The 12763-nt window shown below is 64.0% G+C and carries 14 protein-coding genes; 10 read left to right on the top strand and 4 right to left on the bottom strand.

The features are described from left to right. Nucleotides 1-6: 6 nt before the first annotated feature. Together flgG and flgF are read right to left on the bottom strand one after the other, a co-directional pair. Nucleotides 7-792 carry a flagellar basal-body rod protein FlgG gene (gene flgG / locus FPZ08_RS08485; RefSeq protein WP_146289570.1) on the bottom strand — a complete coding sequence of 262 codons (786 nt, stop codon included), beginning with the start codon at nt 790-792 and terminating at the stop codon, nt 7-9. 14 nt (nt 793-806) lie between these two features. Further along, nucleotides 807-1544 carry a flagellar basal-body rod protein FlgF gene (gene flgF, locus FPZ08_RS08480; protein WP_146293018.1) on the bottom strand — a complete coding sequence of 246 codons (738 nt, stop codon included), beginning with the start codon at nt 1542-1544 and terminating at the stop codon, nt 807-809. 289 nt (nt 1545-1833) lie between these two features. On the opposite strand from flgF, the gene FPZ08_RS08475 reads away from it, so the two are divergent. From FPZ08_RS08475 to FPZ08_RS08455, 5 genes are all read left to right on the top strand, one after another. Further along, a complete protein-coding gene (locus tag FPZ08_RS08475) occupies nt 1834-2337 on the top strand; it encodes a flagellar basal body-associated FliL family protein (protein WP_146289569.1) in 504 nt (167 codons plus the stop codon). Beyond that, nucleotides 2337-3524 (top strand): flagellar motor switch protein FliM, encoded by a 1188-nt coding sequence (gene fliM / locus FPZ08_RS08470; protein ID WP_146289568.1) that lies wholly within the window; start codon nt 2337-2339, stop codon nt 3522-3524. The genes FPZ08_RS08475 and fliM overlap by 1 nt, the downstream gene beginning before the upstream one ends. Continuing rightward, entirely contained in the window at nt 3524-3952 is a 429-nt protein-coding gene (locus FPZ08_RS08465) for a DUF6468 domain-containing protein (protein ID WP_146289567.1), read from the top strand. The genes fliM and FPZ08_RS08465 overlap by 1 nt, the downstream gene beginning before the upstream one ends. After that, a complete protein-coding gene (locus FPZ08_RS08460; protein ID WP_146289566.1) occupies nt 3949-4998 on the top strand; it encodes a MotE family protein in 1050 nt (349 codons plus the stop codon). Before FPZ08_RS08465 ends, FPZ08_RS08460 begins: the two co-directional genes overlap by 4 nt. Before the next feature lie 162 nt (nt 4999-5160). Beyond that, nucleotides 5161-8511 (top strand): tetratricopeptide repeat protein, encoded by a 3351-nt coding sequence (locus FPZ08_RS08455; protein WP_146289565.1) that lies wholly within the window; start codon nt 5161-5163, stop codon nt 8509-8511. Between the two features lie 150 nt (nt 8512-8661). On the opposite strand, the gene fliP is transcribed toward FPZ08_RS08455, so the two are convergent. Next, the gene (gene fliP / locus FPZ08_RS08450) at nt 8662-9447 is read right to left on the bottom strand and encodes a flagellar type III secretion system pore protein FliP (protein WP_425457599.1); all 786 of its coding nucleotides are present in this window, start codon (nt 9445-9447) and stop codon (nt 8662-8664) included. Then, nucleotides 9422-10105, bottom strand: a complete 684-nt coding sequence (locus FPZ08_RS08445) for a flagellar biosynthetic protein FliO (RefSeq protein ID WP_146289564.1) — start codon at nt 10103-10105, stop codon at nt 9422-9424. Before FPZ08_RS08445 ends, fliP begins: the two co-directional genes overlap by 26 nt. A 181-nt stretch (nt 10106-10286) precedes the next feature. Between FPZ08_RS08445 and flgB the strand changes: the two genes are divergently transcribed. The 5 genes from flgB (at nt 10287) to fliR (ending at nt 12761) form a co-directional block, all read left to right on the top strand. Next, the gene (flgB, locus tag FPZ08_RS08440; RefSeq protein WP_146289563.1) at nt 10287-10694 is read left to right on the top strand and encodes a flagellar basal body rod protein FlgB; all 408 of its coding nucleotides are present in this window, start codon (nt 10287-10289) and stop codon (nt 10692-10694) included. A gap of 13 nt (nt 10695-10707) precedes the next feature. Next, nucleotides 10708-11118 (top strand): flagellar basal body rod protein FlgC, encoded by a 411-nt coding sequence (gene flgC, locus FPZ08_RS08435; RefSeq protein WP_146289562.1) that lies wholly within the window; start codon nt 10708-10710, stop codon nt 11116-11118. A gap of 21 nt (nt 11119-11139) precedes the next feature. After that, nucleotides 11140-11475 carry a flagellar hook-basal body complex protein FliE gene (gene fliE / locus FPZ08_RS08430; RefSeq protein ID WP_146289561.1) on the top strand — a complete coding sequence of 112 codons (336 nt, stop codon included), beginning with the start codon at nt 11140-11142 and terminating at the stop codon, nt 11473-11475. A 249-nt stretch (nt 11476-11724) separates the two neighbouring features. Then, nucleotides 11725-11991, top strand: coding sequence for a flagellar biosynthesis protein FliQ (gene fliQ / locus FPZ08_RS08425; RefSeq protein ID WP_146289560.1), 267 nt, complete (start codon nt 11725-11727; stop codon nt 11989-11991). Between the two features lie 2 nt (nt 11992-11993). Then, nucleotides 11994-12761 (top strand): flagellar biosynthetic protein FliR, encoded by a 768-nt coding sequence (gene fliR / locus FPZ08_RS08420; RefSeq protein ID WP_146289559.1) that lies wholly within the window; start codon nt 11994-11996, stop codon nt 12759-12761. Nucleotides 12762-12763 lie beyond the last annotated feature (2 nt).

The following is a 12763-nucleotide window of genomic DNA, read 5'->3' as shown; positions in this document are numbered from 1 at the left end:
TACCCCTCAACGCAACTGGCTCGTGGCCTGCATCATCTGGTCGGCACCGGAGATGACGCGGGCGTTCATCTCGTAGGCGCGCTGGGCAGCGATGAGGTCGGCGATTTCGGTGACGGAATTGACGTTTGCCATTTCGAGATAGCCCTGCATCAGGTCGCCCGTGCCATCATTGTTGGGCACGCTGACCTGGGCCGGGCCGCTGGCCGCGGTTTCCACGAACAGGTTGTCGCCCATGGATTCCAGGCCCGACTTGTTGACGAAGCGGGCCAGCTGGAGCTGGCCCATCTGGGTCGGGGTGGATTCATTGTCGAGATAGGCGCTGACCATGCCGTCGGGCGAGATGGCGACCGAGGTCGCCGTGCCCGGAATGGTGATGCCCGGATCGATCGGATAGCCGGTCGAGGTGACGATCTCGCCTTCGGGCGAGCGCTCGAACGAGCCGTCGCGGGTATAGGCGGTGCGGCCATCGGGCAGCTGCACCATGAAGAAGCCTTCGCCGCGGATAGCCACGTCCAGCTCGCGCTCGGTGATGTTGACCGCGCCCTGGCTCATCACGCGCGGGGTGGAGACGGTGCGCACGCCCGAACCGATTTCCAGGCCCGCCGGGATCATCGTGCCCTGGTCGGAGGTCTGCGAGCCGGCGCGGGTGATCTGCTGGTAGAGCAGGTCCTCGAACTCGGCGCGCTGGCGCTTGTAGCCCGTGGTCCGCATATTGGCGATATTGTTGGAAATGACTTCGACATTGCGTTCCTGCGCGCCCATGCCGGTCGATGCGATGTAGAGGGCTTTCATGGCATTTGCTCCGATCAGGCGTTGGCGTCGCCCAGTCGCTGGATGGCGCTGCGGCGCAGCTCATCCTGCTTCTGGGCCAGATTGGCGGCGGATTCGTAGGCACGGGTCACGCGGATCATCTCGGCCATTTCGGCGACGCCCGAGACGTTGGAGCGTTCGATGAAGCCCTGCATGGCCTTGGTATTGGTGGCGGCGACCGGCGTGCCGCCGGCAAACAGGTTATTGCCCTCGCGGGTCAGTTCCTGCGCATTGGCGAATTCGACGAGGCGCAGGCGACCCTTGGGGCCGGCGCTGGAGCTGACCGAGCCATCGGCGGCGATCAGGATGCCGGTTTCCTCGGCGCCGAACTGGATCGGGCCACCTTCGCCGAGCACGGGATTGCCGTTGAGATCGACCAGGGTGCCGGTAGCGCTGAGCTGGAAGGCGCCGGACCGGGTCCAGCGCTCGCCGGCCGGGGTCTGCACGGCAAAGAAGCCGTCGCCATTGAGGCCGACATCGAGGTCATTGCCGGTCTGCACCATGGCGCCGCCGCTGAGGTCGTGCATCGTGGCCCAGTCCTGCACATAGGAGAGGGGCTGGTCGAGGCTCGGGAAATCCTGGTCGCGGGCGACCGGCATCACATATTCCTCGAACAGGATGTTCTCGGCCTTGAAGCCTGACGTGTTGATGTTGGCCATGTTGTTGGCCACCACGTCCATCTGCCGCTGGAGCGCTATCTGCTTGGACAGGCTGATGAGCTGCGCATTCTCGATCATTGCTGATCCCCGGAATATTAACGTCCCCGAGACTGCCGACTTCCCCAAGCCGCGGCCTCGCCATTTACCTTGCAGCAACCATGCCAAGTCACGAACTTTAATAAAATCAGATAGATAGGTCTCAGGCCCTGCTATCCATGCCGCGTCATTCTTTCCGCGCACGGCAAAAGCTGCCCGGCAAATTTTGCCGCTTGGGGTCGATTTGTAACCAATCGTTAACCATCGACCGCTTAGCTGGACCAACAGCCGGAATCGTCCGGGAAGCCTCATATCTGGCAGGGTTGGCATGGCCGCTGATGCAGAAATCGAAGACGGCGCCGCGACCCGGAAGGGGCCGCCAAAGCTCTTCATCATCATTGGCGCGGCGGCCATAGTCGTCTTGCTGGCGGGCGCCGGGCTTTACTTCTTCCTCTCATCCTCTTCCGCGCCGGCCGAAACGGTCGCGGAGGGCGCGTTGCCGGAAGGGGCGGTCAATACCGGGCACACCTTCATCTTCAACCTGCCGCCGATGATCGTGAACCTGAAGGACGATGCCGAGCCAAAGAGCTCGTTCATGAAGCTGACCGTGGCGCTTGAAGTCGCCAATCAGGAGATGATGCTCGAAATCCAGCCGCGCATGGCCAAGGTGGTCGATGCCTTCCAGGTCTATCTGCGCGAGCTGCGCCGGTCCGACCTCGAAGGTTCGGCCGGCGTCTATCGCCTCAAGGAAGAGCTGCTGCGCCGCGTCAACGTCGCGATCTATCCGAGCCGCGTCGAGTCCGTGTTGTTCAAGGAAATCCTGGTGCAGTAATGGCGGGCCCGACCGAACAGGACAAGCTGGCGGACGAATGGGGGCTCGATGATGCCGCGGCTCCCGCTGCGGCCGCCCCCGTCAGCGAAGACGACATGACCGAGGAGGAGCGGGCTGCTGCCGCTGCCGCCGAATGGGCCGCCATGCTCGAAGGCGACAATGGTGACGGGGAGGGCGGTCCCGACCGCGTCCTCAACCAGGATGAAATCGACAGCCTGCTCGGCTTCGACGCCAGCGTGGGCAGCAATGTCGAGCTGACCGGCGTCCAGGCGCTGATCAATTCGGCGCTGGTCAGCTATGAACGCCTGCCCATGCTCGAAATCGTCTTCGACCGGCTGGTCCGGCTGGCGACGACGAGCCTGCGCAATTTCACCAGCGACAATGTCGAAGTCACCATGGACTCCATCTCCTCGGTGCGCTTCGGCGACTATCTCAATTCCATTCCGCTGCCGGCTATCCTCTCGGTCATCAAGGCCGAGGAATGGGAGAATTACGGCCTGCTCACCGTCGATTCCAGCCTGATCTATTCGATGATCGACGTGCTGCTGGGAGGCCGTCGCATTGGCGGCAATATCCGCGTCGAGGGCCGGCCCTATACGACGATCGAAATGGCGCTGGCCCGCCGCATGATCGAGGTCATCCTCGACGATACCCACCGCGCCTTCGAGCCGGTGACCGATGTCAATTTCAAGCTCGAGCGCATGGAGACTAATCCGCGCTTCGCCGCCATTTCGCGGCCGGGCAATGCCGCCATCCTGATCGAGCTGCGCATCGAGATGGACGATCGCGGCGGCAAGATCGAAATCCTCTTGCCCTACGCGACCATCGAGCCCATCCGCGAACAACTGCTGCAGATGTTCATGGGTGAAAAGTTCGGCCGCGATCCGATCTGGGAAGGCCATCTGGCCACCGAGATCTATTCGGCCAATGTCGAGATCGAGGCTGTGCTGCACGAGCAGGAACTGCCGCTCTCGCGCATGCTGGCCATGCAGCCGGGCGACACGGTCATGTTCGAGCGCTCGCCCAGCGATCCGGTGCGGTTGCGCTGCGGCGATGTCGATCTCACCGAGGCCGTTATGGGCCATATCGGCAATCACGTTTCGGTGCGGGTTTCCCGGCCGCTTAACCCGCCCAAGGTCACCATGGCGGCCTTCGAGGCGATCGACGAGAAAATGGAAGGACGATGATGTTCGGCTTGCCTCTGGGGCTGTTCGTGGAAGGCGCTGTCGCCATTCTGCTCGCGCTGACAATCGGATATTGCATCGTGCTCAACCAGCGCCTCAAGCGCCTTCACGCCGACAAGGACGTGATGCGCCAGATGGTCGCCGACCTGGTCGGGGCCACCAACCTCGCCAATCAGGCGATCAAGGAGCTCAAGCAGACCGCCGTCGAGGCCGACCTGTCGCTCAATGCGCGGCTGGAGGAAGCCGAGCGCTTCGGGATCGAATTGGCCAATCACGTCAACGCCGGCACGGTGCTGATGGAGCGGATCGCCAAGATCACCAGCGTGGCCCGCCATAGCCAGGCCATCGAGCCGGTGGAACAGCCCAACAAGGTGCAGTCTGCGCTTGAACAGCTGTCGACGCGCGTGCGCACTCGCGGAGTTGCTGCGTGACCAAAATCCGGCTGCTGCCCGTCGTCGTCATGGCCATTGCCGCTTTGCTGGTGCTCAAGACCATGGGTCTTGTGACCCATGGCAGCTATGTGCTGGGTGGCGTCAGCGTGGCGCAGGCGGCCGGCGCCTCCGAGGGCGATGCGGTGGGAACGACCGAGGCGGACCAGACGGTGACGCCGGCCGGCGAGCCGACCATGGAAGATATCAGCCCGACGCTCTCTGATGGGGCGCCGACCATTGGCGCGCCGGCAGCCGAAGCCGGCGGAGGCCACGGTGCTCCGGCGGCGGACGAGACGGCCAATGAGGCGGGTGAAATACCGGCCTTGGATGCGCCGCCCGCCGGTCACGTGATGGCTTCGCAGACCTATTGCGTCGATTCCGACGCCACGATCACCGCCAGCGGCGATGTCATCCTGCGGCCGGTGGCTGCCGAGGTTGAGGGCGAAGCCGTGGCGGTGGAACCCCGTCCGGTGCCCGAGGGCAGCTTCGCCCAGCAGATGGCGGCCGATTGCCTGCCTTCGGGCGATGTCGTGCCTACGGAAATCTCGGATGGCGGTACGGTTGTTCCGCTGATTGCTGCCGATGGCGTGTCCGGTACCGAGCAGCAATTGCTCGAGCGCCTCACCGCCCGCCGCACCGAACTCGAGCAGTATGAGAGCGACCTGGCCCTGCGCGCCTCGATCGTCGATGCCGCCGAAAAGCGCATCGCGGAACGGGCAGCCACGCTGGAAGCACTGGAAGCGCAGATTTCCGGCCTGGTCGACCAGCGGACCGAGATGGAAGCCGGACAGTTCGCCGGCATCGTGGCGATGTATGAAACCATGCGTCCCAAGGATGCGGCCAATATCTTCAACGATCTCAACATGGATGTGCTGCTGCGCGTGGCCAAGACGATGAATCCGCGCAAGATGGCGCCGATCCTGGCCGAAATGTCTGCCCCGAGGGCGCAGGAACTGACGGTGCAGATGGCGACGCTGGCCGACAAGCCGGCGACGGAAATGACCCAGGACGACCTGGCCGCCCTGCCGCAGATCGTGGGTCAATAATGAACGCTGAAATGCCGGAGGCTTTATGCTTTGGCGTAAGGTGACGTTAAGCCCGGAGCGCTAGGGTCGGCACAGACTATCGTGTAACCCATGCGTTTTATGACCCCGGAGCCGAAGGCTTCGCCATGAGACGCGCAGAGTGCGTCGGGCGGGCAGAAGCCGGTGAAGACCGCGATCATGGTTGGTTTGCGGCGCGCGGGGCGGGCCGTCCTGGCAGGCGTCGTCATCGCGGCGCTGAGCTTTATTGCGCCGGCAATGGCGCAGGAGCAGGGCCAGCTCTTTGCCACCCAGGAAGATGGTTACGCCCGCCTGATCCTGAGCTTTCCGGGCCGCGACGATCTCCCCAAATATACGATGCGCATCGAAAACGGCGTGCTCTCGCTCGAATTCGAGGAAAAGGTCGCGGTCATCCTGCCCGATGTCGGCACCACCATGGCGCCCTATCTTTCGGTGGCCCGCGTCGATCCTGACGGCATGGGGCTGCGCCTGGGCCTCCGCGCCGCCTTCAGCTTCAACCGCATCGAGGCCGGCGAAAAGCTCTTCATCGATCTGCTGCCGAGCACCTGGCAGGGCATGCCGCCGGCTTTGCCGCAGGATATCATCGACGAACTGGCCGAGCGGGCCCGCCTCGCCGCCATCCGCGCCGAGCGCGAGCGCAAGGCCGCCGAGGTGGTCGAGCTCAATCCCCAGGCCAGTATTCGCGTTGGCCGCAATCCCACTTTCATGCGCGTCCAGTTCGACTGGACCGTGCCGACCACGGCCGAATATGTGCAGGAAGGTGAGACCAGCCACATCGCCTTCGAATGGCCTGTCGGCGTCGATCTGCGCGACCTGGCGGTGGACCTGCCGCCCGAAATCGCCTCTGTCGAAAGCGCGGTCAGTCCCGATGGGGCGCTGGTCACGCTGAGCCTGGCCGAAGGCATTACCCCGCGCTTCTATGAAAATTCGCCGAGCCAATACATTCTCGATATCGACATTGCCGGTGTCGGCCTGCCCAGCTTCGCCGCTGCCGATCTGGTGGATGAGGCCGCAGAGGAGGCGGAAGCGGAAGCTGCGACAGCAGGCGGTCCCGCAACGGCCCAGGTCGACAAGCTCTTCCCCGAAACCGCCGCCCGCACGATAACGCCATTCGTCAGCGTGCTGGGTTCGACCGTGCGCGTCGTCTTCCCGTTCGAGCAGGATACGCCGGCTGCCGTGTTCCGCCGGGGCGACACGGTCTGGATGATGTTCGACACCGTTTCGGGCATCACGCCGCCGACCCATTCGGCCGAACTCGATGCCCTGGCCAGCGAATTTGCCGTGGTGACGTCGGGCGACACGCAGGTGGTGCGGGTCGAGCTGTCGCAGGACCGCCTGGCGACGCTCGGGTCCGAAGGCATGGCCTGGGTCCTGTCGCTGGGCGACATCATGCTGACGCCGACCGAGCCGATCGAACTCAGCCGCCGCCGCGATATCGAGGGCAATTTTGAAGTCGTGGCCGATGTGGCGCGTCCCGCCCGCATCCATGATTTCCGCGATCCGCTGGTGGGGGACCTGCTCAAGGTGGTCACCGCCTATCCGCCGGCGCGTGGCGTGACCCGCCGGCTCGACTATGTCGAATTCTCGGCCCTGCGGAGCGTGCACGGCCTCGTCATCAAGCCGCAAAATCCGGAACTCGACATCGCCGTCGAAAACAACCTGGCCGTGCTGTCCACCGCCGGGGGGCTCACCGTTTCGGCGGTGGATGCGCCCCGCACCATCGGCAATGGCATTACCGAAAGCCTGCGCGGCAGCTTTGTCGACCTGGCTGCGCTGGAAGAAAAGGATTACGGCGCATTCAACCAGCGCCGCGAGGATTTGCTGGTCGATGCCGCCAGCAGCGAGGGCAGGGAGCGCGACGTCGCCCGGCTGGACCTGGCGCAGTATTACGTGGCCAACCATTTCGCCCATGAGGCTTTGGGTGTGCTCGATGTGCTGGAGACCGAACTCAAGGCCGAGGACCTGACGCGCAAGATCCGCATCACCCGCGCCATCGCCGATACGCTGGCCTCCCGTCCCACCGACGCCCTGCGCATCCTCAATTCGTCCGGCGTAGGCCAGGAACTCGACGCCCTGTTGTGGCGCACCATAGCCCGCGCCGACGGCTACGACTTCAAGGGCGCGCGGTTCGACGCCATCGAGGCCAACAGCATTGTCGAGAATTACCCGCTCTGGGTACGCAACAGGTTCTATTTTGCCGCCGTGCGCGCCGCCGTCGAAACCGACGACATGACGCTGGCTGAGCGGTTTCTCGACTCGATCGATTTCGCCAGCCTCGACCCCGAGGATTCCAGCCTCTATCACCTGATGTCGGGCCGGATCGACGAGGGGCGGGATCGCATTTCCGAGGCCATCGATACGTATGGCCAGGTGATCGCCGCCGACATCCGCCCCACCCGCGCCGAGGCCATCTATCGCACCCTGCGCCTGCTCGACCAGCAGGGCACGCTCGACCTGGCCAAGGCCACCGATACGCTGTCGGCGGAATCCCTGTTGTGGCGCGGCAATCCGCTGGAAGCGGACATGCAGACCATGCTGGCCGATTTCTACTTCCGCGATGGCGACTATCGCCGCGGCTTCGAAACCGTCGAGCAGGCCGTCGCCAATTACTCGGAAAACACCTCGGTCAACGCGCTGCGCGACAAGGCGCAGCATATGTTCAGCGAATTGTTCCTCAATGGCGTCGCCGACTCGCTGGGCCCGATCGATGCGCTCAGCCTCTACTATGATTTCCGCCAGTTGACCCCGCCCGGCGCCCGCGGCGACGAGATGATCCGCAACCTGGCCCGCCGGCTGGTACGCGTCGATCTGCTGGCGCAGGCCGCCGACCTGCTCGAATATCAGTTGGAAAATCGCCTGCGCGGCGTGGCCCGCACCCAGATCGCCGCCGATCTCGCCGTGATCTACCTGGCCGATCGCCAGCCGCAGGATGCCTTGCGCGTGCTCAACGAGACGCGGCTGCCCGGCCTGCCGGACTCCCTGCAGCGCCAGCGGCGTATTCTCGAGGCGCGCGCCATGATCGATGGTGGCCGCGACCTGCTGGCGCTCGACCTGCTGCGCGATCTGGACGGGCGCGACGCGACCCTGCTGCGCATCGACGCGCATTGGCGCGCCAAGCGCTATGACCAGGCCAGCGAAATGCTCGAAGCGCTCTATGCCGAGCAGCAGCGCGGCCAGCCGCTGACCCAGCCTGTCCGCCTCGGGCTGATCAAGGCCGCGGTGGGCTTTGCCCTGTCAGGCGATACATTCGGGCTATCGCGCCTGCGCTCGAAGTTCGGCGACGCCATGGTGGTAACGCCGGAATGGCCGATGTTCGACCTGGTGACCGGGCAGGTTGCCATTACCAGTCTCGAATTCAAGGCGGTGGCCAGCCAGGTCGCCGATGTCGGCGGCATCAACGCCTTCCTCGCCTCCTACCGCGACACCTATGCCGACGAGGGCGCCCTGGCCCCCCTCACCGCCGCCGAACCCAGCGCGGGGCTGGCGAGCCTGTAGTCGTTCCCCATAGAATCCCCAAACTCGATGTCATCCCGGCCTTGAGCCGGGATCCATCCTGAGATGGTCTCATCCGGCAAGATCTCGAGATGGGCCTCGGCTCAAGGCCGGGGTGACATCGTGGGTGTGGCTAACCTTGAGCGCATACCGCTACCCGCTCACAAAACTGCGCACCAGCGAGCCCGCCACCAGATACCAGCCATCGACCAGCACGAAGAAGATCAGCTTGAACGGCAGCGAGATGACCACTGGCGGCAGCATCATCATGCCCATGCTCATCAGCACCGAGGCCACCACCATGTCGATGACCACGAAGGGCAGGAACAGCAGGAAGCCGATTTCGAAGGCGCGCCGCAGCTCCGAAATCATGAAGGCCGGGATCAGCAGTTGCAGCGGAATGGCTTCCGGCTCGTCGGGCACCGGAGCGTCGGTCAGGTCGTAGAACAGGGTCAGGTCCTGCTCGCGCACATTGGCGCGCATGAATTCATGCAGCGGGGCGCTGCCCAGCTCGAACGCCTCGGTCATTTCGATTTCGCCGGCCAGCAGCGGGGCAATGCCCTGGTCATAGCTCTGCTGCAGCGTCGGCTGCATGACGAAGAGGGTCAGGAACAGAGCCAGCGACACCATCACCGAATTGGGCGGCGCGGTCTGCAGGCCGATGGCCGTGCGCAGCAGCGACAGCACGACGACGATGCGCGTGAAGCTGGTCACCATCACCAGGATGGACGGGGCCAGCGACAGCAGGGTGATCAGCCCGATCAGCTGCACGGCGCGTTCGGTCAGCGTCGTGTCGTCGCCGAAATCGATGGAAATGTCTTGCCCGAAGGCCAGGCTGGGGATCAGCGCTGCAAGCGCAAAGGCGAGAAGGCCGGCAAAGGGTGCAAGCCGCCGCAGACGCGACGGCGGCGCCTCAGTTCCGGTTTGCCTCGCTGGTATCCTCGACAAGGTCGGAGCCTTCTACGTCTCGCCGCGCCGTATCCTCTTTAGCTGAGTCGTCGGCAGGCGCGACCGGAGCGGGCGTGTTTTCCGGGGATACCGGCATTTCCATGTCGCTGACCGGGCGGAGCAGACCGGTATGGCGCAGCGAAAGATGGGCCTTCTTGTTGGTTGGCTGCCCCAGGTCGCGTAGGCGCTCGATGGCCGTGCCCGGCGCCGCGGCTACCGGTTCTGCCGGCTGCGCGGCGGGCGCGACGACCGGGGGCGTCACAACCGGGGGCGTGACGACAGGAGTCTTGGCCGGCGCCGGCTTGCGGGTCGCTACCATGGGAATGGGACGGCGCGTCGGCTGGGCGGCGGGCGCCTCTTCCACGGCGATGCCGGTTTCCACCACCAGGTCCTGCGCTCCGCCGGTGAGGATCAGGTGCTCGACATTGTCGCGCCTGACGATCAGCAATTGCCGTTTGGGGTCGAGCGCCAGCGAATCCACCACGGCCAGCCGCCGGTTGCGCCCGCGGGCCACATTGCCGGATGCCTTGAACAGCAGCTTGAGCAGCCACAGCACCAGCAGGATAGCCACGATGACCACGCCGAGGGCGAAGATCGCGGTGAGGAAACTATTGCCCTCGCCACCGAAGAGGCTGGTGATAAAACTCATGTCGGCTCCAAATCAGGTTCACCCGAATCCGGGCGGCACATATTGCCTACCACATCCCGCAAATGTGCAGAATGCGAGGCTGAGACTGCCGTAACGACCTCCGGTTAACGCTTGATTAACCATAGGTCGGCAAGAATTGCCCATCGCGCCACGATTTTAGACTCGCGGGGGACTTCGGCCAATGGGCCTCATGAACATGCCGGTCTTTTCGGCGCTCACCGACAAGATGCGCTGGCACCAGACCCGTCAAGGCCTGCTGGCCGAGAATGTGGCCAATGCCGAAACCCCCGGCTATCGTGGCCGCGATCTGGCGCAATATGATTTTGCCGACCGCCAGGCGGGCTTCTCCTCGGCGGCGGTCACCACCACGGCGACCCAGCCCATGCACTTTTCCGTGTCCAGCAGCGAAGGCGGCGCCTTTGGCGCGCAGCGCATGGCCAATTTCGAGATCACCCCTGAGGGCAATGGCATCACGCTCGAAGACGAGATGATGAAAGTCACGACCAACCTGATGGATTATCAGGCCGCGACCAGCCTCTACCAGAAATCGATCAAGATCCTCCGCACCGCCATGGGCAAGCAGGCCTAGGAGCTAACGTCACATGGACTTCAATTCATCTCTCCGCATCGCCGCCACGGGCCTGCACGCCCAGACCGCCCGCATGCGCGTCATTGCCGAAAACCTCGCCAATGCCGATTCCGCCGGCAAGGCGCCGGGGGAGGAGCCGTATCGCCGCCGCATCCCCACTTTCGAAGCCAGCTTCGATCCCTCTGTGGGCGGCAAGGTCGTCGAAGTGGGGCGCCTTGCCTATGACATGAGCGATTTCTCCTCGCGCTACGAGCCCGGCCATCCGGCCGCCGATGCTTCCGGCTATGTGCAATATCCTAACGTCAATCCGCTGATCGAGGCGATGGACATGCGCGAGGCCCAGCGCACCTATGAGGCCAATCTCAACGTCGTCACCGTCACGCGGCAGATGCTCGGGCGCACGCTCGACATCCTGCGCGGCTGACCGGGAGAGGAATAAGAACAAATGGCCGTCAATACGCCGTTCAATGCTGCCACCGTCGCCTATGGCAATGCTCAGCGCCTGATCAACCAGGCCGCGCGGCCGCAGACCGACCTCACCGCGCTGGCCAATCCTTCCGGTGGCCCGAACTTCGCCGACATGCTGGCCCAGCAGGTGCAGGGCGTGATCGATACCGGCGCGACCAGCGACCAGATGGCCATCGACATGGTCAACGGCAAGGCCAATGTCGTGGACATGGTGACGGCCCTCAGCGAGACCGAAATCGCCATCGAAAGCATGGTCACCGTCCGCGACCGCGTCATCTCGGCCTACGAAGAAATCATGCGGATGCCGATCTAGTTTGGGCAATACACCAGCCAGGCAGTCGTCTTCCCTCCCCCTAGGGGGAGGGAAGCGAGATAGGACTTAGCGTCAGCTAAGTCCGTTGAATCGAGCAGGGTGGGGTATCTCACCGCGAGTCCGGTGCGCGTGGCCCACCCCCACCCTTGATCCCTCCCCACAAGGGGGAGGGAGACGACTGCGGCTTCGGGGCACTGAAATCTTGGGAATGAGATAGACTGTAGTCGTGATTCCACCCCGGACCCGACAATGACCGGCGCAGAGGCCCTCGACATTGCCAGTGACGGCATCTGGACGCTGATCATCGTATCGGCGCCGATGATGATCATCGGCCTTATCGTTGGTGTCATCATCGCGCTGTTCCAGGCGCTGACCCAGATTCAGGAACAGACCCTGGTCTTCGTGCCCAAGATCATTGCCATCTTCGTCACCATGCTGCTGACCCTGCCATTCCTCGGCGCCACCATGGGCGGCTACATGAACCGCGTGGTCGACATGATCATCGTGGGCGGCTGACGGTGACGGTCGGGCTCGACTGGCTGCCCAATACGGCCTTTGTCTACCTGCTGTTGTTTTCGCGCATCGGCTCCATTCTCATGCTCATGCCGGCTTTGGGCGAGGACATGATCCCCATGCGCATGCGGCTCAGCTTCGCGCTGGCCTTCACGCTGGTGGTCTATCCGCTGCTCGCGTCCAGCCTGCCGGCCATGCCAGCCGATTTCATGGCCATTGTCGGCTTCATCTTCCACGAATTGGCCATTGGCATCATGCTGGGCGCCATCGTGCGCATCACCGTGATGGCAACCCAGGTGGCCGGCGCCATCATCGCCTTCCAGGCCGGCCTCTCCGCCGCCATGGCGGCCGATCCGACCCAGGTTGGCGTGCAGGGCGCGGTGTTCGGCAGCTTCCTCAGCTTTTTGGGCATGGTGCTGATCTTCGCTACCGACCTGCACCACGTGGCACTGGCCGCCACCTATGACAGCTACACCCTCTTCCCCCTCGATGCCCCGCTGATGTTCGATGACGCGGCGCAACTGGCCATCCGCACCGTGGCGGGGGCCTTCAGTGTCGGCGTGCAGATGGCGGCGCCCTTCATCGTCTTCGGCCTGGTCTTCAACCTGGGCGCCGGCATCCTGGCCCGGCTCATGCCGGCTTTGCAGGTCTTCTTCCTGCTGATGCCGGCCAACATCATGATTGGGCTGGTGCTGTTCGCCATGCTCCTGACCATGATGATGGGCTGGTATCTCAGCAGTTTCGAAGCCCATCTCGCAATGTGGAGGGGCTGAGG

It is taken from the genome of Devosia ginsengisoli (assembly GCF_007859655.1).
Taxonomy (GTDB): Bacteria; Pseudomonadota; Alphaproteobacteria; order Rhizobiales; family Devosiaceae; genus Devosia; species Devosia ginsengisoli.
Note: the sequence above shows the minus strand (reverse complement) of the source record. Positions and strands in the feature narration are given on the sequence as shown.